General features: G+C 41.7%; 21 protein-coding genes and 7 tRNA genes. 18 read left to right on the forward strand and 10 right to left on the reverse strand.

The genetic code is table 11. The features are described 5' to 3' along the window. Positions 1–132: 132 nt before the first annotated feature. Together AN389_RS03285 and gloB are read right to left on the reverse strand one after the other, a co-directional pair. Positions 133–1,710, reverse strand: coding sequence for a LysM peptidoglycan-binding domain-containing protein (locus AN389_RS03285; protein ID WP_055019244.1), 1,578 nt, complete (start codon positions 1,708–1,710; stop codon positions 133–135). Between the two features lie 140 nt (positions 1,711–1,850). Next, a complete protein-coding gene (gene gloB, locus AN389_RS03290; protein ID WP_055017257.1) occupies positions 1,851–2,624 on the reverse strand; it encodes a hydroxyacylglutathione hydrolase in 774 nt (257 codons plus the stop codon). 53 nt (positions 2,625–2,677) lie between these two features. Here gloB and AN389_RS03295 point away from each other — a divergent pair, with 53 nt between their 5' ends. Continuing rightward, positions 2,678–3,454: a class I SAM-dependent methyltransferase gene (locus tag AN389_RS03295; RefSeq protein WP_004585979.1), complete on the forward strand. Its 777-nt coding sequence runs from the start codon at positions 2,678–2,680 to the stop codon at positions 3,452–3,454. Between the two features lie 78 nt (positions 3,455–3,532). Here AN389_RS03295 and rnhA read toward each other — a convergent pair whose 3' ends face one another. Continuing rightward, positions 3,533–3,997 carry a ribonuclease HI gene (rnhA, locus tag AN389_RS03300; RefSeq protein WP_055019245.1) on the reverse strand — a complete coding sequence of 155 codons (465 nt, stop codon included), beginning with the start codon at positions 3,995–3,997 and terminating at the stop codon, positions 3,533–3,535. Positions 3,998–4,065: 68 nt separating this feature from the next. Between rnhA and dnaQ the strand changes: the two genes are divergently transcribed. The 15 genes from dnaQ (at position 4,066) to AN389_RS03375 (ending at position 14,529) form a co-directional block, all read left to right on the forward strand. Then, positions 4,066–4,779, forward strand: coding sequence for a DNA polymerase III subunit epsilon (gene dnaQ / locus AN389_RS03305; RefSeq protein WP_055013898.1), 714 nt, complete (start codon positions 4,066–4,068; stop codon positions 4,777–4,779). Between the two features lie 8 nt (positions 4,780–4,787). Then, complete coding sequence (locus AN389_RS03310; protein WP_055019246.1) at positions 4,788–6,158, forward strand: TIGR03503 family protein; 1,371 nt, start codon at positions 4,788–4,790, stop codon at positions 6,156–6,158. Between the two features lie 98 nt (positions 6,159–6,256). Beyond that, positions 6,257–6,333 (forward strand) — tRNA-Asp (locus tag AN389_RS03315). Between the two features lie 27 nt (positions 6,334–6,360). After that, positions 6,361–6,437 (forward strand) — tRNA-Asp (locus AN389_RS03320). 41 nt (positions 6,438–6,478) lie between these two features. Continuing rightward, a tRNA-Asp gene (locus AN389_RS03325) sits at positions 6,479–6,555 on the forward strand. Between the two features lie 31 nt (positions 6,556–6,586). Further along, a tRNA-Asp gene (locus AN389_RS03330) sits at positions 6,587–6,663 on the forward strand. A gap of 37 nt (positions 6,664–6,700) precedes the next feature. After that, positions 6,701–6,777, forward strand: a tRNA-Asp gene (locus AN389_RS03335). A gap of 37 nt (positions 6,778–6,814) precedes the next feature. After that, positions 6,815–6,891: transfer RNA gene (locus AN389_RS03340), tRNA-Asp, on the forward strand. Positions 6,892–6,944: 53 nt separating this feature from the next. Continuing rightward, positions 6,945–7,021, forward strand: a tRNA-Asp gene (locus AN389_RS03345). Positions 7,022–7,261: 240 nt separating this feature from the next. Further along, a complete protein-coding gene (locus tag AN389_RS03350; RefSeq protein WP_055017259.1) occupies positions 7,262–7,975 on the forward strand; it encodes a response regulator transcription factor in 714 nt (237 codons plus the stop codon). Continuing rightward, on the forward strand, positions 7,972–9,327 hold the full coding sequence (locus tag AN389_RS03355) for a histidine kinase sensor domain-containing protein (protein ID WP_055019247.1): 1,356 nt from the start codon (positions 7,972–7,974) through the stop codon (positions 9,325–9,327). The genes AN389_RS03350 and AN389_RS03355 overlap by 4 nt, the downstream gene beginning before the upstream one ends. Before the next feature lie 111 nt (positions 9,328–9,438). Continuing rightward, positions 9,439–11,478 (forward strand): TonB-dependent receptor domain-containing protein, encoded by a 2,040-nt coding sequence (locus tag AN389_RS03360; RefSeq protein WP_055019248.1) that lies wholly within the window; start codon positions 9,439–9,441, stop codon positions 11,476–11,478. Between the two features lie 17 nt (positions 11,479–11,495). Further along, positions 11,496–12,629: a PepSY domain-containing protein gene (locus AN389_RS03365; protein ID WP_055013893.1), complete on the forward strand. Its 1,134-nt coding sequence runs from the start codon at positions 11,496–11,498 to the stop codon at positions 12,627–12,629. A 200-nt stretch (positions 12,630–12,829) separates the two neighbouring features. Further along, positions 12,830–13,420: an ATP-binding cassette domain-containing protein gene (locus tag AN389_RS03370; RefSeq protein WP_055019249.1), complete on the forward strand. Its 591-nt coding sequence runs from the start codon at positions 12,830–12,832 to the stop codon at positions 13,418–13,420. Next, positions 13,417–14,529, forward strand: a complete 1,113-nt coding sequence (locus AN389_RS03375; RefSeq protein WP_055019250.1) for a DUF6136 family protein — start codon at positions 13,417–13,419, stop codon at positions 14,527–14,529. The genes AN389_RS03370 and AN389_RS03375 overlap by 4 nt, the downstream gene beginning before the upstream one ends. Positions 14,530–14,532: 3 nt before the next feature. Here the strand turns inward: AN389_RS03375 and fadE are convergent, their stop codons facing one another. Then, complete coding sequence (gene fadE / locus AN389_RS03380) at positions 14,533–16,989, reverse strand: acyl-CoA dehydrogenase FadE (RefSeq protein ID WP_055019251.1); 2,457 nt, start codon at positions 16,987–16,989, stop codon at positions 14,533–14,535. 297 nt (positions 16,990–17,286) lie between these two features. Between fadE and AN389_RS03385 the strand changes: the two genes are divergently transcribed. Next, positions 17,287–18,051, forward strand: a complete 765-nt coding sequence (locus tag AN389_RS03385) for a class II glutamine amidotransferase (RefSeq protein WP_055019252.1) — start codon at positions 17,287–17,289, stop codon at positions 18,049–18,051. Positions 18,052–18,122: 71 nt separating this feature from the next. Here the strand turns inward: AN389_RS03385 and AN389_RS03390 are convergent, their stop codons facing one another. The 5 genes from AN389_RS03390 to cmoA all read right to left on the reverse strand — a co-directional run bounded on the left by AN389_RS03390 (position 18,123) and on the right by cmoA (position 22,485). After that, positions 18,123–18,860, reverse strand: coding sequence for a DUF3108 domain-containing protein (locus tag AN389_RS03390; protein WP_055014123.1), 738 nt, complete (start codon positions 18,858–18,860; stop codon positions 18,123–18,125). Positions 18,861–18,876: 16 nt separating this feature from the next. Next, the gene (purN, locus tag AN389_RS03395; protein WP_004588939.1) at positions 18,877–19,524 is read right to left on the reverse strand and encodes a phosphoribosylglycinamide formyltransferase; all 648 of its coding nucleotides are present in this window, start codon (positions 19,522–19,524) and stop codon (positions 18,877–18,879) included. After that, complete coding sequence (gene purM, locus AN389_RS03400) at positions 19,524–20,576, reverse strand: phosphoribosylformylglycinamidine cyclo-ligase (protein ID WP_055013888.1); 1,053 nt, start codon at positions 20,574–20,576, stop codon at positions 19,524–19,526. The genes purN and purM overlap by 1 nt, the downstream gene beginning before the upstream one ends. Before the next feature lie 202 nt (positions 20,577–20,778). Beyond that, complete coding sequence (gene cmoB, locus AN389_RS03405) at positions 20,779–21,747, reverse strand: tRNA 5-methoxyuridine(34)/uridine 5-oxyacetic acid(34) synthase CmoB (RefSeq protein ID WP_055019253.1); 969 nt, start codon at positions 21,745–21,747, stop codon at positions 20,779–20,781. 12 nt (positions 21,748–21,759) lie between these two features. Beyond that, positions 21,760–22,485, reverse strand: coding sequence for a carboxy-S-adenosyl-L-methionine synthase CmoA (cmoA, locus tag AN389_RS03410; protein WP_055019254.1), 726 nt, complete (start codon positions 22,483–22,485; stop codon positions 21,760–21,762). Positions 22,486–22,601: 116 nt separating this feature from the next. Between cmoA and AN389_RS03415 the strand changes: the two genes are divergently transcribed. Next, complete coding sequence (locus AN389_RS03415; RefSeq protein ID WP_055013885.1) at positions 22,602–23,291, forward strand: DUF3334 family protein; 690 nt, start codon at positions 22,602–22,604, stop codon at positions 23,289–23,291. A 113-nt stretch (positions 23,292–23,404) separates the two neighbouring features. On the opposite strand, the gene AN389_RS03420 is transcribed toward AN389_RS03415, so the two are convergent. Further along, entirely contained in the window at positions 23,405–23,992 is a 588-nt protein-coding gene (locus tag AN389_RS03420; protein ID WP_055019255.1) for a hypothetical protein, read from the reverse strand. Between the last annotated feature and the right edge of the window lie 5 nt (positions 23,993–23,997).

A 23,997-nucleotide genomic window follows, 5' to 3' on the forward strand; every position in this document is an offset into this window, starting at 1 on the left:
ATGAGATTTTTTAAACGCAGATAGTGACACGTTTAGTCCCTGAAAATGATTAAGTATTATTGCGTATTGGTATTATATGCACAAAACAAAAAAGGAGCGCATGCGCTCCTTTTTTAAATATTAAACCGTTGGTTAACTACTTCTTACATCAACCTTAAGCTTTAACTTTTGGCCTGGTTGTAAATACTTTTGGCCGGCTAAGTTATTCCACTTAATAATTTCGTTTACGGTTAAATTAAATTTAGACGCAATACGTGCGAGCGAGTCACCACGGCGTACTTTGTAAGTAATGGTGCGATTAGTACTTGCAGTTGCTTGTGGTTTACTCGCTGATTTATACACAGTGAGCTTTTGATTTAAGCGCAACACTGCGTTTTTCTTCAGTTTATTCCACGCGGCCAGCTCATCCATGGTGACATCGTATTCACGACTAATGTCCCACAGGGTGTCGCCACTTTTAACCGTGTGCGACAGCTTTTTACGGGTGGCTTTATTAGCGGCTAAACGCATTTGCTTAGGTAAATGTTCGCTATTAATTGCCCCATCGGTTAAGGGGACCAATAACTGTTGGCCAATACGTATGGTGTTTGACTTTAATTTATTAAGCGAGCGAATAGCACTGGTGCTGGTGGTAAACTTTTTAGCAATAACCGATAGGCTATCACCGCGCGCCACAGTGTATTGTTGCCAACGTAAACGGTCTTTCACATCGGTTTGTGCCAGCTTTTGGCTAAATTGCTCAGCTTTATCGCTGGGTAACAATAAAAAGTGCGGGCCGTTAGGATCGGTCGCCCAGCGATTAAAGCCAGGGTTTAACCTGTATAGCTCAGTCAGGGTCATATCGGCCATATCAGCGGCCAGTGCTAAGTCTATCTGTGAGCCTACATCAACCACTTCTACAACTTGCGCGTTGATTACCGGCTTCCACTTTACATTAAACTCATCAGCGCGTTTTAATAAATCGGCAAGGGCTAAAAGTTTTGGTACGTACGCGGTGGTCTCGCTAGGTAAATCCAAAGACCAAAAGTCGGTGGGTAAATGCTTTTTACGGTTTTTCTTAATCGCACGCATTAAACGCCCTTCGCCTGAATTATAAGCCGCAATGGCGTTTAACCAATCGCCCTCAAGGGTTTTGTGTAAATACGATAAGTAATCAAGGGCAGCACGCGTAGATTGCACTATGTCGCGTCGGCCGTCGTACCACCAGTTTTGTTTTAAATCAAAACGCTCGCCTGTGGCTGGCATAAATTGCCAAATACCCGAAGCACTGCGATTAGAGTAGCCAAATGGGTCAAACGCGCTCTCTACAATAGGTAAAAGCGCGATTTCGATAGGCATTTCGCGCTTTTCTACTTCTTCAACAATAAAGTGTAAGTAAGGTTCTGCGCGTTTTGAAATGCGATCTAAATAAGCTTGATGACGTGCATAGTAATTGCGCTCAGTAACAACAGGGCGGTTTTGCGGTACATCAATAGACAGTTGGTAGCGAATACGCTCCCACACATCGTCAAAAACGGGGGCGTCTTCGCTCTGTTCAACGTGTTGATATTGTGCGTTTACCATCAATGCATTGTTAATATCGTTAGGGCTTGCACCTTCTAAGCGCTTATTTGCTTGGGTAGCAGCTTGTGCGTCTGAATCTACGGTTGTTAATGTTTGACAACCACTTAGCGCAACCGCCAAGGCAATTAATAGAGGAGATTTATTCATATATACCAATACATCAGGTAAAAAAACTCGGCGAATACTACCCGTTATGAGTCAACATTGCCACTTAACGACCAACTTTATCTAGGTCATACCTAACCACGATGCTGCAAAATTAATAACAGCAGGTCAACATATCCTAACTAAAAGTTGTCTTTGAATCGTCTCAGACTGGCAAAGTTTTCCCAGGGTTCATTGTTTTTTGTAACCAACACAAACTCTTTTGGAATTAACTCTGTAATTGTCGGTAGGTCGCTGCGCATAAACGGATTAACTTTTAGCTCTTGGCCTATTGTACTTGGCAGTGTAATTTCGTTGTTAGCGCGCTGTGCATCTACTTTATCGCTGTATTGGAGTAGTTCAGGGTTACGCGGCTCTACGGCTTTTGCAAATGCTAAATTAGCTTGTGTGTATTCATGGGTGCAATACACTTTGCAGGTTTTAGGTAGCTCACGCAGCTTATTAAATGAGTGCCACATTTGCTCTGGCGTGCCTTCAAATAATCGCCCACAGCCACCGCTAAAAAGCGTATCGCCTGTAAAGGCCAACTCTTCATGAGTATAACAAATGTGATCAAGCGTATGGCCTGGGGTAGTAATAATATTAAAGCGCACACCCAATACCTCAATGCTATCGCCATCAACCAGAGTGTTGGTGACTCCCGCAAAGGGACTGTTTATAGGGCCGTACACGGCAATACTTGGAAACTGTTTTACAAGTTCGCCTACGCCACCGGTATGATCGCTATGATGATGGGTAATTAAAATACCACCAAGTTGTAAATTATGCTCTGCTAAATGTGCTATAACGGGCTGAGCGTCGCCAGGGTCAACCACCCATGCTAGGTCGCTATTATGGGTAGTTAAACACCAAATGTAATTGTCAGAAAAGGCTTTAATTGCTTTAACTTGCACCATATTAATTTGCTCTATAAAGTGACAGATAACACCTAGTATAACGAGCTATAAAAATGAAACCAGCCCTTAGTTTTCAAGAAGGACCCAAACCGCTGTCATGGCAGCAGTTCCCTCATGGGGACTATTTACGTGCTGACATTGAACAAAAAATGGATCAATGGCTGCCACGTATGTTTGGCTACCATATGCTTAAATTGGGGAATTTAAGTGGCGAGCTTAATACCAGTGTAAGCACTATAAAGCACCAAGTATGTGTTGCCGAAGAGGGGCCTTACACAGGTGTGATAGCCGATATAGACGAGTTGCCCTTTTATGAGCACAGTGTGGATGCATGTATTTTAAGCCACTGCTTAGAGTATCACTCAGACCCTCATCACATATTACGCGAGGCGCACCGCACGCTAATACCCGGTGGTTACATTGTTATTACCGGATTTAATCCGTTTAGCTTATGTGGATTGGCGCAAATGTTGCCTTTTAGCGGCCAAAAACTGCCGTGGACGGGGCGTTTTTTTACGCCTGCGCGGGTAAAAGATTGGCTTAATTTATTGGGGTTTGAAATTATTAGCGATGAGCGCTTTATTTACTCATCTCTTGCGCGTGGTAACAGGCTTTCGCGGTTTGCATTTTGGCGCAGTTTTGCCAAACAGTATTTAAAACCTATGGGGAGTGTGTACATGCTGGTGGCGCGAAAACGCGTAGCTCCGCTTACGCCTATAAAACCTAAGTGGCATGCAAGGCCGCAGTTTTCACCCGTAAAAGGGGCTGGGCTTAGGCAAACCTCAAAACAGCACTTTAAGCAGTGTGAGCAAAAAAATAATAATAGTTAAAGAAAGTAAGACGCACTTTTTTATTGGCTCGATAAACCTAACATTCATGACATTAAAAAGTGCGTAAGCTTTAACGGGTTAAGGCTGATAGCCTTCATCATCAAGTAGATTGCTACTGCTTGCTGCTTCACGTGCTAAATCGTCAACTATTTCGTTATATTTATGCCCGCTATGCCCCTTGACCCATTTCCATGTAACCGTGTGCTCGCTACAAGCGCTATCAAGGCGTTTCCATAAATCGACATTTTTAACCGGTTTTTTTGCTGATGTTTGCCAGCATCGCTTTTTCCAATTTGCAATCCACGATTCAATGCCTTGCTTAACATATTGGCTATCTGTAGTGAGGTTAACTGTGCAAGGGCGGGTAAGTGATTCAAGGGCAACAATGGCTGCGAGCATTTCCATGCGATTGTTCGTGGTGAGCTTATACCCTTGGCTTAATTTTTTTTCGTGGCCGTTATAAATCATAAAAATACCATAACCACCCGGGCCTGGATTACCTAAGCATGAGCCATCGGTGTAAATCTCTACGGTTTTTTGCACTGTTTTACCTTGATATTATGTACAATAAAGTGATTATAGAAAGATACCAGAGTCAGGCTAAATTCGATATGGCACGTAGACAAATAGTTTTAGATACAGAAACCACCGGCATCGACCCCAAACAGGGGCACCGCATTATAGAAATTGGGTGTGTAGAGTTAGTAAACAGGCGCTTAACCGGCAACAATTTTCACGTTTATATAAATCCACAACGTAGTATTGAAGAAGAAGCAATAGATGTTCACGGTATTACCAATGAGTTTTTACGTGACAAACCACTTTATCGCGATATAGCGCAAGAGTTTTTTGATTACATTAAAGGTGCAGAGCTTGTAATACATAACGCCCCGTTCGATGTGGGCCACATGGATAACGAGTTTGCGCTGCTTAACCAAGGCTATCCAAATACGCACGAGTACTGCCAAGTTCTCGACACCCTTAAAATGGCGCGTGACTTGCATCCTGGTCAAAAGAATAACCTCGATGCTTTGTGCCGTCGTTATGATATAGACAACGCCAAACGGACCTTACACGGCGCGTTACTGGATTCTGAAATTTTAGCCGATGTTTACCTTGCCATGACTGGTGGGCAAACCAAGCTAAACTTAAACCAAAATAAAGACGACGGCAGCGAGCAACAAGCTGGCGGCATAAGGCGCTTAAGTAGTGACCGAGCACCTTTGGTTGTATTGCGCGCAAATGACGCAGAGCAAAGCGCACACGAAGCACGACTCGATCTTGTAAACAAAGAAGGCGGCCACTGTTTATGGCGCGCTGAATAAGGCCAACTATGAAAACGATGTATTTTATAACTGCACTATGCGCCGCCTCGCTTTTTAGCGCCAGTGCGTTTGCCGTTAAGCAAGTAGAGCTGCTCAAACGCGACGGCCAACAAAATGAAATACCGCTGCTAGATAACCGTTTTCGTATAGACAGCCAATTAGACGAAATAACCTTACTATTTTTTAGAAAGCCAGGGTCGCCTGCGGTTATTTTAGTTAGGCCCGATGGCAGCAAATACTTTGCCACCAACGCCGTTAAAGATCCTAATCTCGATTGGTTTGATGAGCTTAGTTACGATTTAATCACCATAAAAAAACCGATGGCGGGCCCATGGCAAGTTATTGGCCGTATTTTGCCCGACAGCCGCATTGTGGTTTTGGGGGAGGTGTCTTTAAAAGCACAGCCGTTACCCCCTATGTTGTTTAGAGGTGAGACAATAAAAATAACGGGCGAAATTTTAAATGATGATGAGCCTATCGATGCAAACTTATTTAAAGATGTGGTAAGCCTTAACGTTGACTTTGTAAGCACCAACGATGAAAGCTACGCAAACTTTGGTGCCGGCATTCAAGAAGTTGCCGAATTTAAAGACGATGGGCGCGGCTTTGACGAGCGTCCTAAAGATGGGGTGTTTACTGGCGAATTTAAATTAGACTTTCCAGCAGGGCAGTGGACGCCTGAGCTCTACATAGCCACTCCTTTACTACAACGACGTATTGTGCAAGACCCTATTATTGTGCATGAACCGCCATTTAAATCTGAAATAGCGTTAGCAGAGCTTGATACCGATGAGCACTTGCTAACTATTAATATAGATAGCAACATAGTTAAACCCGACACCGTTATTGTACAGGGGAAAATTTATTACCCTAACAACGAAGAGCAGATGTTTACGATTGACGCGCAAGCGGGTGATACACGACAACTGGCAATTAAAAACTATGATTGGGGAAGATACAGCGTTGAACTGTCTGTTTTTGGTACTAATATAAACGGGCGTGAGTTTATGGCCACAATACCAACGTACAAGTTTGAGATAGAAAGACCCATAGAAGCAGTGCCCGAAATAGACCCAACTACGCTGATTGATCAAAACCTCCCTTTAGAAACCGAGCCCGTTGAAGAAAAAATGGCCACTTCTACTTTAGTGATTTTAATCGCGGGCTGTAATTTGCTCATTTTATTGTTAGGCTGGTTAGCAATTCGTATTTTTGTACAGAAAAAGCCAATCAAATTTAACTTTAAACTCCCTTTTTTAAACAAAAAGGAAGTAGGCGGTCAGCACGATGCCGAGGCAGAAAAAAATCAAGTCGGCAAAAATGGCTCAAAAAGTGACAAATCAGGTGAAATTTTAAACCTTTCGATGTCAGATGACTAAAAAACCTGTAAAAAAACAAAAAAGCCCTTGACGAAGTAGGGGCTGATTCGTATTATTCACGCCGCTGCAAAGGGAGACCTAAGCAGAAACGAAAATGCGGAGTGGTAGTTCAGTTGGTTAGAATACCGGCCTGTCACGCCGGGGGTCGCGGGTTCGAGTCCCGTCCACTCCGCCAATTTTCGACAATTTGTAAGTAGACGCTGGAGTGGTAGTTCAGTTGGTTAGAATACCGGCCTGTCACGCCGGGGGTCGCGGGTTCGAGTCCCGTCCACTCCGCCAACACTTACACAACATATGGTTGTAAAACATATTCTTATTATGGAGTGGTAGTTCAGTTGGTTAGAATACCGGCCTGTCACGCCGGGGGTCGCGGGTTCGAGTCCCGTCCACTCCGCCAATAAGAAAAAATAGCAGTTTAAATATGCGCTGGAGTGGTAGTTCAGTTGGTTAGAATACCGGCCTGTCACGCCGGGGGTCGCGGGTTCGAGTCCCGTCCACTCCGCCACTATTTAAACACTGTTATATTACAAAATTTGTATGCTGGAGTGGTAGTTCAGTTGGTTAGAATACCGGCCTGTCACGCCGGGGGTCGCGGGTTCGAGTCCCGTCCACTCCGCCAACAAATTTAGTAATGACAAGTAATATGATATCTCTGCGGAGTGGTAGTTCAGTTGGTTAGAATACCGGCCTGTCACGCCGGGGGTCGCGGGTTCGAGTCCCGTCCACTCCGCCATTTGATATCGTAACAAAATTAGTAAGTGCATTACCCCATGCACATGCCACTGCGGAGTGGTAGTTCAGTTGGTTAGAATACCGGCCTGTCACGCCGGGGGTCGCGGGTTCGAGTCCCGTCCACTCCGCCACTTGTTATTTCCTCAATAGCAAGCTTATAAAAACCTTATTTAAATAATCATCACTAGAAATTATTTGTTCAAGTTTTTTAGCCTTAAAACGTTAGTGTTTAAGCTATCTGTCACGCTTATTTTTTATACAACTATTGAATTTATTAGATAACGAACAATAGTTAATTTAACGTATTTGATATTGATTTGTATTACTATTTGTTTTAGTTTCTTTGCATTCGATAACTAACTTGGTTTGATATGCCAAACTCTTTCGCTTTTCAGCACACAACCCTCGAATTTAAAATTTTAGTCGTTGAAGATGATAACTTGCTCAATGAGCAAATGAGTGAGTTACTAACCGCTCAAGGTTATGCTGTAACGTCGTGTTTTGACGGTGATGATGCGTTGCACCTTGCGGTAACTCAAAGCTTTAACCTGATCTTATTAGATGTGATGTTACCGGGAAAAGATGGTTTAACGATGTTAAATATCTTGCGCAGTTGTAATAACACCCCGGTAATTATTGTCTCGGCAAAACATGCGGAAGAAGAGCGAATTAAGGGGTTATCTGCAGGGGCTGATGATTATCTTGCCAAACCATTTAACAGCCAAGAGCTGCTTTTACGAGTCGACTCTGTGTTAAGGCGCGCCTTTAAACAAGACGGTAAAGCACCTTATGTTACCAATATTGAAGGACTCGAAGTTGATAGTTTACATCAACAGGTGAGCTTACATGGCGCAGTAGTTTCCTTTACGCCTATTGAATTTGGTTTATTACATATTTTGATTAAAAATCAGGGGCAGATATTGCTAAAGCCTTTTTTATATCAAGTGGTATTGAATAAACGTTTTAGTCAATATGATCGTAGCCTAGATATGCATATGAGCCGAATACGAAAAAAGCTTAATAATGCGGGCTGGGACGGAACGCGTTTGCAAACGGTACACGGCAAGGGGTATTGCATTAAATGACCCGTCGTTTATTTTGGAAGCTATGTTTAATTATTGGCACCGGTGTGGTGGCCATGTTTTATTTAATCAATGTTGCGGTCACTCACTTTGAAAACGATATGAGCATGCTCTCAGACTCAAGTCGTGCGCAATTACTTAAATGGCAAAAGCAAGCAGAAGATATTTTACACCAAGGCGATATTGAAGCGCTTGAACAGTGGGTTAGTAACTTACAACAACAAGAGAATATTTGGGCTGTGATTGCCCGAGCAGATGTAGTTGAGTTGGCTGGCAATCGAAACCATCGTTATGAATATACCGGTTATAACTTGGGTCGTAGTATTGATTGGAAAATTCACCTGTATTTTGATCACGCCCCAGTGATGCAATTACCGTTTACTCATAACGAAGCAAGTTTAGTAGTGCAGCTGCCTGAGCGTATGCGCCCTGGTTCATTGTGGAATGCTACACGCCTATCATTACAGGTTTTTTTACCTATGTTGATTTTAGTGTGTTTATCCATTGTGTTATATCGCCATATTATGCACCCCATTAGGGAAATGGACAGTGCCACTCGCGCATTTAGTTCGGGAGACTATAGTGTGAGGGTAAGAAAACAGTTTGGCTCTCGCAAAGATGAGTTAACCCAGTTGGCAGCTACTTTTGATTTAATGGCTGAGCGGATCAGCGAGCAAATTATGCATCAAAGAGTGCTGTTAACCGATTTATCCCACGAACTGCGTACACCACTGACACGCCTAGATATTGCTACAGACAACTTATTAGCCAAACAGCACGAATTTTCTCACGCAAATCAAGCGAAATTAGAGCGCATTCATAAAGAGTCGTTACATATTCGTAAGCTGGTTGAAGATACCTTAACTTTATCTTGGCTCGACAACGAATCACCTCAGTTACGAGTAGAGTCGCTTGATATTGTAGACTTGCTTGAAATATTAATTGAAGATGCGCGTTTTGAATACCCTGATAAGCGAATAATAGCCCAGTTACCCAGTCAAGCGCTTATTGAAAATAGTAATCATAGGGCGCTTGGCCAAGCCATTGAAAATATATTAAGAAATGCACTGCGCTATACTCCAAAAAATAAACAAGTTGATATTAGTTGTCACGATAGTGGCAATAAATACCGGATTATTATTACCGATCAAGGCCCTGGGGTTCCTGAGCATTATTTAAATACTATTTTTAGACCCTTCTTTCGTGTTGACTCTTCTCGTTCGTGTAACAGTGATAGCTTTGGTTTAGGGCTAGCTTTAGCTCAACGTCAATTACATGCGATTGCAGCAGAGGTGGTGGCAAATAACAACGCAACAGGGGGCTTGAGCATGACACTATGGGTACCCAAAAAATAGACTGGCAGAGGCGCATTTTTTTATGTTTAAAATGTAACAAATGTAAAATTGCTATACACAGTCATTAAAGGTAATGATAATTCTTTTTATTTACAAAAAAGGATACTTACCTTGAAAAAGTTAGCCCTAGCCAGCGCTATTGCTGGTGTATTTAGCTTATCTGCAGTTGCTGAACAACAAAACGAAACAACAAAAACGTCTGTTGAACAAATTACGGTTGTGGGCTCTGCCACTAACCTCACTGTTTCAGCCGAAGAAATTGAGCAATATCAAGCTAATGACTTAGCAGATATCTTCCGCTACTCTCCTTCTGTAAGCGTAGGCGGCTCAGTTGGGGTAGCACAAAAAATATACATTCGTGGTGTTGAGGATTCCTTGCTAAACATTACAGTGGATGGCGCCCAGCAAACGTCAACACTATTTCACCATATTGGCCGTGTAACAATTGACCCTGATTTATTACAACAGATTGATGTGCAGGCCGGTGCTGGCGAAGCAACCAGCGGTCCAGGTGCAATAGGTGGCTCAATTCGATTTAAAACAAAAAACGCACAGGATTTATTACAAGAAGACGAACAGTTTGGCGGACGTGTTAAAGCCAGTTACTTTTCAAACGATGGTACTCGTTTTAGTGGTAGTGCCTATGGCAAGCTAAGTGATACCTGGGGTGTTTTAGGCTACTTTAGCACTGTTGAGCGCAATAACATGGAAGATGGCGATGGAGATACCATTTATGGCACTGCAGCAGATCAAGATATGTTATTTATTAAAGCCAGCGGAGAGCTTGCTAATAACCACTACCTGTCGCTTAGTGTAGAGCAGCGTGATGAAGAGGGTGAGTTTTCGGCTCGCCCTAACTGGGCTGTACAAGAAGGCGGAGCGTTATACCCAAGTGAAGCCCAACGCGATACTTATGTTGCAAATTATACCTTCTCACATAGCCAGTTATTACATTTAGAACTGAGTGCATATAAAACAGAATCATCTTTTGAAGGTGGACGTTTTGCATGGCTTGCCGATATTGATACCTATGGCTTTGATATTAGAAATACCAGCATTATTGATGAACATAAATTTATCTATGGTGTTGATTATCGTGATGATGAAGTCAGCAGTGGCCCTGCCTCTGGAGCAAAAGAGAATGCTGAGCAAGGCAGTGTTTTAGGTGTATATGCTCAAGGTTATAGCGATATTACACCCCAGTTATTACTGAGCTACGGGGTACGCTACGACAGCTACAAATTCCAACAACACATTTTATTAGATGAATACTATGGCACGCCTATCACAGAAAGTGCATCAAGTTTAGATGACAGTGAAGTGAGCTTCAATGTGGGCTTAGCCTACGATATAAATGAAGCGTGGACGTTCGGCTTAGGCTATGCAGAAGCTGCAAGAGGAAAACAAATAGGTGATGGTTTCACCCTTGACGGGTATTTATATGATGGCTCGGATGCGCCGGTTGTATCTGAAAGCCTGGTTCCTGAGACGGTAACAAATATTGAAGCTTCAATCTCTTACTCAAGTGAAAACTTATCAGCTAAAGCCAGTATTTATAATTCAGCCTTAGATGATGTAATTTTTGAAGGGTATGAAGGTAACTCGGTATACAATAATATTGGTACGCTTAATACCAAAGGGGTTGAGTTTGACCTAGCTTATCGAGTACAGGCATTTGATTTCTTCTTGGGCTTTTCTGCTACTGATACTGAACTTGAACCACGTGATGGCATATATTCTGTAAACTATGATGCAATTGATATTAATGGTTACGAATTTGTTGGCTTAGGTAATAGCCGAGGCAATACTTGGGTAGCTGGCGTTGATTATACAATTAATACCGATGCAAAGGTTGGTTTAAGTGTAACTAACGTTGAGTCGCTGGATTTAGATACATTACATCAAGCGGTTGATTTAGGCTGGACTGATTCAATTTATACATTAAATAAGCCAAGTTACACCACCGTTGATATTTATTCTCAGTGGCATGTTACTAGTGAGCTGTTATTAAATGTGGCAATTACGAATTTATTTGACTCGCTTTATATCGATCATTCAAGCGTAGGTGACTATAGTGAAGTTTTCCCTACCGTTGTTGGCCCTTATGAAGCTGGACGTGATATTCGCTTATCTGTCTCATATCAATTTTAAGACATAGTTTTAATATTATGTTCTTAAAATTATTTAAAAAGTGGGTCTTTTGGACCCACTTAGTTATTGGTGTTTTAGCGGGCTTATTTATTTTTATAATGGCTTTTACGGGGGCTATTTTAACTTATGAACGACAAATCGTAGAGCTCAGTGAAATGCGCTTTACGGTGGATAAGGTTGACCAACAACACACCTTATCAACCGATGAGGTTGTGGCTATTTTGCAAAAAATGCACCCAGATGAACCACATATTTACATTCGTTGGGTAAATAGGGAAGGGGCCGCTATTCCAGCATGGGCTGGTAAACATAGTTATTTATTACATCCATACTCTGGTGCTGTGTTACGTGAGGGTGAAGGGGTTGCAGCAGACTTTTTCCATGTTGTTACAGACCTGCATCGGTATTTATTGTTGCATGGTCCAGCCCAAACTGTGGGAAAAAATATCAATGGTTATGCCAATTTATTGTTTATTTTCTTATTGCTATCAGGAGCCTATCTTTGGATCCCGAAACGATTTAATCGATCGGCACTGAAAGGCCGTTTATTGCTCGCAAAAAAATATAAACATACTCAACAACGAGATCGGCAATGGCATTTTGTGTTTGGCTTTTGGTGTTTGCCTATCTTGTTGGTTTTGTCGTTGACAGCAACCTTGTTTCACTTTGATTGGGCCAATAAAGCGTTGTATGGCGCATTTTCTCAAGATGTACCAGTAAGAGAGAGGCATCCGCCAGTATCAGATTTATCGGCCGATACTCAGCCTTATGAAGTGTTACTGCAACAGGCTAAAGCGCATGCACATAATAATGGTGCAGCTGATTGGTATTCAATCTGGATAGAGCTGGGCAATAAAAAGCATGTAGCTAGGTTTTATATCGATACCAGTATTGGTCATCGACAGGAGCTAGCATATTCATTGTACTTAGATACTCAAACTGGAGATCAGATAAGAACCTTAAGAAAATCGGATTGGTCGCCTGGCGATCAAGCATGGGGCACCGCGCGGTTTTTACATACAGGTGAATATTTTGGTGTCATTGGGCAAACAATTGCTGGTATTGCTTCACTTTTGTGCTGTTTACTGGTTTACACTGGTATTGTTTTAGCCTGGCAGCGTTTAGTACCTAGACGCAAAGTTAAAACTTAGCAGGGCGAATATAAGTAAATAAACTTTTCGTCAACTAAGCCGCTTTAATTTATTAAGGCGGCTTTTTCATTGGTGCGGATTGCAAAACACGTCAACTTGACCCAACATATCGCTCTGGGAGTGTAGAAGTATAGTGTTACATCACAATGAATAGTGCTTTTTGATATGTTGCTACAAGGGTCTGAAAAATAGAGTGAACAATGATACAAATTAAAGGATTACATAAGCAGTTTGGTCATAGTATTTTGTATGAAAATTATAATAGAGAATTTTTAGCACCTAACTTATGCATAGAAGCACCTAATGGCCAAGGGAAAACCACGCTATTAATGATGCTAGCCGGGCTTGAAACTTACGAAAGTGGTGAGCTTTTGTTTTCTGGAAACACATTAACCGAACCACATAAGCAAGTTGCTATAGCCTCAGATTGTATTGCTTTACCTGACTTCTTAACAGCAAAGCAAGTAATTAACTTATCCTCAAATACATTTGGCTGTCGTTGGCCAACAGCTATAGTTGATGGATTTCATTTTAATGAATTTCTAAATACACGCTTTGACGCTCTATCATCAGGTAATCAAAAGAAATGTCAGTTAATTTTAGCGCTTATGCGCGATGCACCGTATTTACTGTTAGATGAACCCAGTGCAGCGCTTGATCAAGCGAGTATTGCGTATTTATTAACTTTACTTGATGAATATTTAGTACATAAGCCACAGGGTCAAATAATTATTACCTGTCACGAGCCAGCTGCTTTTGTAAAACATGGCTTTGAGTGTATGCCTTTATGATTGCAAATTTAAAACACTCAATTGGCCAATACCGCTTTTTTATGGATTATCGTATTGGGGCATACAAGGCCGAGCTTACACAATTATTTTTACAACTGAAAAGCTTTGGGTTGTTATTTTTAGTGGTGTTAGGCTCATCAGTATTAGGTTTAGTATTACTACTACTTTTAGGGCTTGGAAAAATTATTGATAGTAGTGATGCACCTCAATATGGTGCGCAAATGGCCTGGCTGTATTTGTTGCTACAAAGTGTCATGTTAAGCGCAATGAAGTCTGCAATAAAGAACTCCCCCCAGCGAGCGTTTCAACAGACGTTGGTAAAGCGATATTGGCTAGTCTTAATAGATATAAAGCTTTTGCTGTTAAGTAATGGCTGGTTGATTGCAAGCCTTGTTATCGCAATCGATCTAAGCATAAACCAGTGGCTTCAAGTGCCGCATTTTTTGGTGTTTTTACTATTACAATTTACGCTCGGCATTTTATGTTTATACAAACCAATAGCACTTGTTTATGGATTTTTGTTATCCGCAATGTGGTTAATGTTACCGTTTGATGTAAGTCCAATGATTTATCAGTGTGGGTTTGTGTTGTTATTTGCCTTAAGTAGCTTAATGGTACCTTTTAATTTTACGGCTAAATTAGAGCTAAGCTCACTTACCGGCTTTTGGCTTATGTTTTTTATGCAAAATAGTTGGACTTTAGTTTGGCGAGGGGCTCTATTGCTGTGCGTCTTTGTTGTATCGCAGGTGTTGCTACAACAGCGAGCTGATTTAGTTACTATTTTCAGTATTGTTTCACTTGCCTATTTGGTGTTGTTTAGTAGCTCATTGCACTTTGATTGTAGTCATATACATCAACAATACAGTGTGTTTTTTAAAATGCAGAACAAGCAAACAGCCTTTTATGCTAGCCAATTTATCCCAAGTTTAGTTATGTTATTGCCCGCACTTATTGGGTATATGATCTTATTCAATCTGACAAATAGCGTATTGGTGTTAATAGGTATTATTTGGTGCTTATTGCAACAAGTTATCGCACAAAAAAAACCAGCGCATTACGCGCTGGTTTGGGTGATCACAACAGGCGGACTGTTGACGGCGTTAACCTAACGGTTAAGCTGCATCTGCTTTGCTGTCTTCACTTTTACGTGCGGCTTTGCCTGCTAATAAATCAGCGGGGTCAAAGTCATCTACGTTAATTACATCTAAACGGGCTTTTTCTACAGCAGCTAATTTATCAGCTTCTGCTTGGCTTAATATGCCAGCTTCAAGGCCCATTTGCGCTACTTTATCAAGTTGGAAGAATGGCAGTTTAACGCCTTTTTCTTTACATACTCTTTCAAATAACGGCTCTACAGCGAGTACATCTTTAAGTGTTTGTTCTTGACGGCCAACTAGATTTAGTGGCTCATCTTTTAAGTAAACATAACTTGCTAAACGGTTACGCGTTTCGCTTGGTACTTGTAGAATCTGTGCTAGTTTATGTTCAAGCTTGTCGGTAGGTTTACGAACCGGGCGACCAAACGGGAATAACAATACTTTTAATACGCCACGTAATGGAGCAGACGGCATGTTATTAATCAAATCAGCTAGAGCACGTTGGCAGTGGTAAAGATGATCCTGACAGCTCCATTTTACTAGGGCTAAATCTTCTTGCTTACGGCCTTCATCGTTGTAACGTTTAAGCGTTGCAGATACTAAGTATAAGTAGCTTAGTAAGTCACCTAAACGTGCCGAAATACGTTCTTTACGTTTAAGCGAGCCACCAAATACTGCCATGCTAATGTCAGACATTAGGGCAAGTGATGCACTAAAGCGTGATGCTATACGGTAAAACTCTGCTGTGTCGTCTTTGTAAGGTACGCTGGTAAAACGTGCACCGGTAAGGGCAAGCCACTTAGTACGTACAAGGTTCGACATAGTAAAGCCAATGTGGCCCATTAGCGCTTTATCAAATACGTTAAGCGCTTCTTCGCGGTCTTCAATTTCACAGGCACCAAGCTCTGTAAGTACAAATGGATGACAACGAATTGCACCTTGACCATAAATAATCATATTACGGGTCAAGATGTTGGCACCTTCTACTGTAATAGCAATAGGGGCACCTTGATAGCCACGACCTAAATAGTTATTTGGCCCAAGCATAATCCCTTTACCGCCAAGTACATCCATTGCATGAATGGTCGACTCGCGCATTTGTTCAGTAAGGTGGTATTTAATAATAGCTGATACAACAGATGGCTTTTCACCTAAATCTACCGCACCAGTCGACATGCTAACTGCTGCATCAGAGCTGTAAGCGTAACCTGCAAGTTTAGCCAGCGATTCTTCAACACCTTCCATTTTACCAATTGGTAAGCGGAACTGACGACGAATACGGCTGTATGCACCTGTTGCTGTTGCGATTGTTTTAATGCCGCCGGCAGAGTTTGACGGCAACGTAATTGCACGGCCCACCGATAAACATTCAACCAGCATGCGCCAGCCCTGGCCAGCCATTTCTGGGCCACCAATAATGTAATCAAGAGGAACAAATATGTCTTTACCGCGGGTCGGGCCATTTTGAAATGGTACGTTAAGCGGGAAGTGGCGACGACCAATCTCAACACCTGGTGTGTTAGTTGGAATAAGTGCACAGGTAATGCCTGGCTCTTTGTTGTCGCTTAGTAAACCATCTGGATCTTGCAGTTTAAAGGCAAGACCAAGTACAGTGGCCACAGGGGCAAGGGTAATGTAACGCTTGTTCCAGGTAAGGCTAATACCTACCACTTCTTCGCCGTTCCATTGCCCTTTACACACTACACCGTAGTCTGGAATTGAGCTTGCGTCAGAGCCTGCTTCTGGAGAGGTTAATGCAAAACATGGGATCTCTTGGCCTTGCGCTAAGCGTGGCAAATAATGATTTTTTTGATCTTCAGTACCGTAGTGCTGTAGTAATTCACCCGGACCTAATGAGTTTGGTACACCTACAATTGAAGAAAGCAGGGTAGACTTACTGGTTAGTTTTTGCAGAACACATGATTGTGCAAATGCAGAAAACTCTAAACCGCCGTATTCTTTTTTGATGATCATGGCAAAGAATTTATTATCTTTTAGATATTGCCATACATCTTGCGGTAAATCGGTAAGCTCGTGTGTTGCTTCCCAATCATCTAGCATGCTACAAACTACTTCGACAGGGCCATCAATAAAGGCTTGCTCTTCAATAGTGAGTTTAGGTACTGGGTATTGGTGTAGCTTTTTCCAATCTGGGTTACCACAAAATAAATCAGCTTCCCACCACGTAGTACCTGCATCGATTGCTGACTTTTCAGTATCAGACATGCTTGGCGTTACTTTTTTAAAGGTAGTAAAAATCGGCTTGATTATATATTGCTGACGAATGCCAGTAACAGAAAGAGGTACCGCGATGATCAAAAAGATCAACCAGCTAATTAAACCAAAAGCACCAGCAAAGGTACCAATTAATAAAGTTGCGGCAGAAACACCAAGTGCTGTGTTCCAACTCGCTCTGTGGTAAACCGCGATGCTGAGCAGTGCGATTAAACCGAGTGTAAATATGAGTGTCATTGCTTATTCCTTAATAGAGGTCAGACCACCTCAGTTAGAGTAGCGCTAGTGAGCGTAAGTTTCAAGTACATTACAGTGTTAAATTAACGACAAACTTGCTATTTTGCTTATCACAATTCCCTTTATGAGGTACGAGCATGCACCACTGCTGTGTTTAATTCAATCACAACGCTTATTTAAGCGCTAAAAATCAGTAAATCAGCTAGCCAAAAAAGTTTTTTTAAGTAAGTATGTTTGTTGTAGTGCACAGTAAATTAAAGCGCTATTTATACGTATTTTTTAAAGGTTAGTTTATTAATGTGTGAATTACTTGGCATGTCAGCCAACGTACCTACGGATATTTGTTTTAGTTTTTCAGGCCTATTAGAGCGTGGTGGTAATACTGGCCCGCATAAAGATGGTTGGGGTATTACATTTTACGAGGGCAAAGGGTGTAGAACCTTTAAAGATCCTGAACCAAGTTATCAATCAGAAATTGCCAAACTGGTAAAAGCCTACCCCATTAAAAGTGTGTCGGTAATTAGCCATATTCGCCAAGGAAACCGTGGCCGAGTGTGCCTTGAAAATACCCATCCGTTTACCCGTGAGCTTTGGGGGAGGGAGATCACCTATGCACATAATGGCCAGTTATCTAACTATCATGATTTAAAGCCAGAGTATTATCGCCCAGTGGGTAACACCGACAGCGAGCTGGCATTTTGTTGGTTGCTTGACAAAATTCGCGAAAAGTACCCAAAACGCCCCTCTAATATGGCCGCTGTTTTTAGATACGCGGCAAAGCTTTCAAATACGCTACGTGAAAAGGGTGTATTTAATATGCTGTTGACCGATGGTGTATTTGTTTTAGCTTACTGCACAAATAACTTACATTACATAACGCGCCGTGCGCCATTTGGTAAAGCGACATTAATTGATGCTGATATGGTGGTAGACTTTCAAAAAGAGACAACCCCAAACGATGTGGTAACTGTCATTGCAACAAGGCCGCTTACTAACGACGAGCGCTGGCAAAAAATGGAGCCAGGGGAGTTTGCGTTATTTAAAATGGGCGAACTAATTTAGTTAAACAGCCTCTAATTAAACAAAAAAACGCGATTATAAAATCGCGTTTTTTATGTTTGCTATCACCGTGTTTACGGCGCTTCTGACCTAACTTCACTGCTACCAGTGGCTGGAGTAGAAACAGGTTGGGTAACCGTAAATGAATTCATTTGTACTTCAAACTGCTCCATGCCTTTTTCGCCTTTCCACATACGTACTAGCATGTAGTCCATTTCTGGCGCAAACCAAGCAAGGGCTTGGCGTTTATCGTTATCGTATAAACGCTTTACTTTTATAGCTTCTACGTTGCCAATTGGCAGCGAAATCATTTCTTTGCCAACCACTTCAAAGTTGTAGTCGCGGCGATTGCCTTTTTTATCAATAAGCGGAAACGAAAAATATGTTTCGCCTTTTTTTAAACCTTCGCGTACTTGTACTTGGTACGAAATAGCATCTTGAAATTCGTCAGTCCATTCGCATTTTAGCGGGTATTTGCTAGTGCTGCTGGTGACCACTTTATTTTGTGTATCGAAGTCTATTTTATAATCTTTATCTGGGCCGGTGCCGGTACGTACCATGTTGTAATGATGTGGCGTGACTTTGTTATCTAAAAAAGTAAATACAGAGGTTTCTTCTCGCTTGTCAGAGAAAATCATCCACTCAATATTGCTGTGATAAGTAAGTTGATATGTTTGCTCACCAACTTTTTTAAGTTCGCGTACAGCCTCGCCATGATTTTTACCTTTACGTAAAATATCGTAGCTGGCTTGATATTCTGTTAGTTCGCCTGCAATTAGGCTAGTAGGAAGTAAAGCGCCCACACATAACAGCAGGGCACTTATTTTTTTATTGTGGGTAGTGCGCGCCGTGTGCAGGAAGTTGTTTTTCGTCAAGAACTGCATAATCTGCTTCCATCGTAAGTCTGTGTTCACTGAACCATTTGACCACCAAAGGATAGATTATATGCTCTTGTTCGTGCACGCGTTTAGCTAATGTCTCTGCTGTATCATCCTTGAGTACAGGTATTTGCGCCTGAAGAATAACCGGACCGCCGTCTAATTCTTCAGTTACAAAGTGAACACTTACGCCATGAACATCGTCTTTTGCATCAATTGCTCTTTGGTGGGTATTCAGCCCCTGATACTTAGGCAACAAAGATGGATGAATGTTCAACATTTTTCCAACATATTTTTGCACTAAGCTAGGAGTAAGAATACGCATAAACCCAGCTAATACAACTAGATTTGGCATAAAAGAGTCAATTACATTCATTAATTGCGCATCATAGGCCTCGCGCGAGTCAAAATCTTTATGACTGAGCACTTTTGTAGCAATGCCTGCTTGTTTTGCACGCTCTAGGCCGTAAGCGTCTGCTTTGTTGCTGATAACAGCTGCTATGTGCCCGTTTATTTCGCCGCGCTCGCAGGCATCAATAATGGCTTGTAAATTAGAACCACTACCCGATATTAATACCACTAAGCGAATGGGTGCCATTACTTAGCACCACCTACAATTTCAACTTGCTCTTCACCAGGCGACGCGTCATGTATTTCACCTAGGTGCCATGCGTTTTCGCCTAAATCTTTTAATATTGATAAGCTTTGCTCAAGCGCATCGGCTGGTACTACTAATACCATGCCTACACCACAGTTAAATGTACGGTACATTTCGTGGGTAGTAATGTTGCCGTTTTCTTGTAACCAGTTAAAAACGGTTGGCCACTGCCAGCTATCACCTTTAACCACTGCTTTTGCAGAATCGGGTAATACGCGCGGAATGTTTTCCCAAAAGCCGCCACCAGTAATGTGCGAAAGGGCATGCACGTCAACTTGCTTAAATAACTCCAGTAAAGGTTTAACGTAAATACGTGTAGGTTCTAATAAGTGCTCGCCTAAAGTTTTACCGTCAATAGTTTGGTTAGTATCGGCGTTTGATACTTCAAGTACTTTACGAATTAAAGAAAAGCCATTTGAGTGCGGACCGCTAGAGGCAAGCGCAATAAGTTGATCGCCAGCTGCTACCTTTGTGCCATCAATAATTTTAGATTTTTCTACCACACCGGTACAAAAGCCGGCCATGTCGTAGTCTTCACCATCGTACATACCCGGCATTTCTGCTGTTTCGCCGCCAATCAGGGCACAGCCAGAAATCTCACAGCCTTTACCAATACCGGTTACTACATCGGCCGCTGTGTCTACATCTAGTTTACCTGTTGCATAGTAATCTAGAAAAAACAGGGGTTCAGCGCCTTGTACTATTAAATCGTTTACACACATTGCAACTAAATCAATACCTACAGTGTCGTGTTTTTTTAAGTCGATAGCTAAACGTAGTTTAGTACCTACACCGTCAGTACCTGCTACTAGTACTGGCTGTTTGTAACCTTCTGGAATTTCGCAAAGAGCGCCAAAACCACCAATTCCGCCCATTACTTCTGGACGACGCGTTTTTTTAACTACGCCTTTAATACGCTCAACAAGTGCATTACCAGCGTCGATATCTACGCCCGCGTCTTTATAGCTTAATGACTGTTTTTGTTCGCTCACAGGTTTTCCTCAAATAATTGCTTGGGGTTGCTTTTCGATAGCTTAGAAACGCGCGTATTTTACAACAATTGCAACTGCGCGGCTAGCTCAAATATAGTTTTGAAATAATTAACAAGGACACTTGTCCGCTGCCTGTTGTTTAAATAAACAAAAAAAACGCCCGTAGGCGTTTTTTTAGTAATTAAAGGCGTTAAATTAACAGCTATGCTTTTGCAGTTAAAATAGCTCTAAGTGGAGCAGGGTAACCTTCAATGGTTATGCTAGTATCGTTTGGGTCTAAAAAATCAACTAACGATTCGTTTTCCATCCAGTCGGTCTTGCGTTGCTCATCAAGCGTGGTAATTGCGCAATCTCTTATTTGCACATCTTTAAAGCCAACGCGCTCCATCCACAGTTTGAGTGCAGCAGTACTTGGAATAAACCACACATTACGCATTTTTGCGTAGCGGTCAGTAGGTACCAATACGGTGTTTTCATCGCCTTCAATCACTAACGTTTCAAGCACTAACTCGCCACCTGGGCGAAGCTGCGCTTTTAACTGCGCTAAAAAATCAATTGGCGAGCGACGATGATAAAGCACCCCCATCGAAAACACCGTATCAAAGGCTTTAAGCTCAGGGAGGGCCTCTACACCTAGCGGTAATAAATGCACGTTTTCATCTGGGTTGTAGTGTTTAATAGCCTGAAACTGACACAAAAATAAATCAGACGGGTCAATACCCACAACAAACTTTGCGCCTTCACCGCGCATGCGCCATAAGTGATAGCCAGAGCCGCAGCCTATATCTAACACTGTACGGCCTTTTAATGGCTCAATGTGAGGAAGCAGACGGTCCCATTTCCAATCGCTGCGCCACTCTGTGTTTATTGCAATACCGTGTACAGTAAAGGGACCTTTTCGCCATGGCATCATGCGTTTTAATAAATGCGTAGCTTGTTTTTGCTCGCCTTCGCTCATTTCCCCTGGTGCGCCAATTTCTACTTTAGTAGCAATATCAACGTGGGTTGTTTTTACTTCAGGCAAATTTTTAAGTACTTTTTGCCATTTTGGTAAATCGCCATGGCTTGCCTCGTTTTGCCAATGTTTTAATTGACCGGGCAGGGTTTCTAGCCAGTGGCTAAGCGGGCTTTGTGCAATTGCTGCGTAAAATTGGTTAAACCATTGAGACATACATTACTCTTTTTATTTAATTGCTACCATTGAGCAAAAATTAAAACATTGATACCACACCTGCGTTTGGCTAAAACCAATGTCGCTTAAACGATTAAAGTGCGTGCTTAGTGTATCGGGGCGCATCACGTTTTCAATGGCTGTACGTTTTTGGCTTATTTCAAGCTCTGAGTAGCCATTGTGGCGTTTAAAGTCGTGGTGCAAATCAATTAATAAATTATCGCACTGCTCGTTTTCGGCTTTAATTTTTTCGCTAAGGAGCAGTACGCCACCGGGTTTTAAGTTAGCGTAAATTTTTTCAAGCACGGCTTGGCGCTGTAATGGCGGAATAAATTGCAAGGTAAAATTCATGGCCACTACCGACGCATTTTGAATCTCAAGCTCGTTAATATCGCCTAAAGTTACTGTAACAGGCACGTCTGACTTAAAGCCTTGTAAATGAACCTTACAACGCTCAACCATAGCTTGTGAGTTATCTACAGCAATAATGTGGCAGTCATCGGTGCGAATATTACGGCGCATGCTTAGGGTAACCGCACCAAGCGAGCAGCCTAAATCGTAAAGGTTTGAATTACTTTGCGCATATTCACCGGCCAATTTACCCATAGTGCTTACAATGGTGGCGTATCCAGGGACAGAGCGCTGGATCATATCCGGAAAAACCTCAACCACATTTTGGTCAAAGCTAAAATCTTTTACTTGTTGCTCAGAGGCGTAAATACTGTCTTTTATACTCACTAAGGCAGTCTCTTTAAAAATAATGGCACTATTTTAACATTTTATGCTGGATAGTCAGTGATAAATTCAGTAGCTTGGCTAGAATTATGAATAATAAGTATAAAAGAGAACGTTAAATGAGCAAAAGTAAGGTAATTAGCACAGACGATATATTAGCAACCCTATGTCATTCAGTGACTGGGGTCCTGTCATCAGCCAGTGGCAACGAAATTAGCTACTCCGCCATGGTGCAAAAAATAACACGCACCTGTATGCGACCAGACATTGGCTGTTTTGTATTATTTGATGGTGGCTTTACAGGCCTTGTTGTAACCAACTTTACTGCGCAAGCGGCAATGGAAATTTACGGCGATTACATGCGCAATATGGGCATGCCTGAAGAGGAAATTGCCCACAGTCATTTATCCGATGACGTTTCAAATGTAATGGGCGAGCTGATGAACCAAATTGTAGGCGACTTTACCTCTAAAGTGCGCGAGCAATTACATACCTCTATTACACAAAACCAGCCAAAAATGATGGCAATCAACAAGCAAGTGCAAATATCGGTAGATACTACAATGGATCGCCCTCAAGCACGCCGCGTAACCTTTACTACACGCAACCAAAATATCTTTTACCTAGAGCTGGCAATGGATAAAACGGAGTTTATTAAACTACACGACTTCGACATTGTAGAAGCCATAGACCCTGATGATATTATTGAAAATGAAGCTAAACAAAAGGCTCAAAAAGAGAAAGCTAAGTCAAAAGAAGCAGAGCAAGATGATGCCGATGACGACTTTATGGCTGAACTAGGGCTGTAATGTAGGTTGGGTTCAGCGAAGCGAAACCCAACGTGCTTTTGAGCTGTCAGTTTTAAGCTATCAGCGGTCAGTATAAAAGTTACGATAGAGAACGCGATTTTAAATCGCGTTTTTTATTTTATATACCCTTTATTCTTACTCATTTTATTTATTTCTTCCTTCCAATTTACTACAGAGGTTAGGACTGTATTTAACTCTTTCTTAAGCTCAAGTTTCCAATCATTCTTTTGGAATTGTACAAGACTCTCTAGGAAGGCATAAAATTTAGAGTCCGCCTTGATAAAGTCATCAGAGACTTGAGTTAACTCATTAAAATTAAGTTTTGAAATAATAGCTGCTTCTGAAACGTTATTGTTGCTACTGTTTAAATTAATGGCATTTCTGATAATGATAATTTTTATATCTTTATCTGTCTTTTCATTAAAATATCTAGTATCGATATTTGAACCTAAAAGTGACATTAAACTACGAGAATCATTTATATAAGTTTCAACAGATTTAAAAATAGCTTCAATTTTTTCTCTTTCAACGGCTTTTAGCTTTTCGGCTTTTTCGTACTCATGACTATTACGTTGCCTTTTATCCATTCTATATTGAACATAGAATGCGATTAAAAAAGCAAAAAATATAGCTAAAAAGCTAGATAATGGTTGAATAATTAGTGGGTATTTTTCGGCTAATTCTTGCAATAATTGAAGCATATTAA

This window comes from Pseudoalteromonas sp. P1-7a (assembly GCF_001401855.1).
Taxonomy (GTDB): Bacteria; Pseudomonadota; Gammaproteobacteria; order Enterobacterales; family Alteromonadaceae; genus Pseudoalteromonas.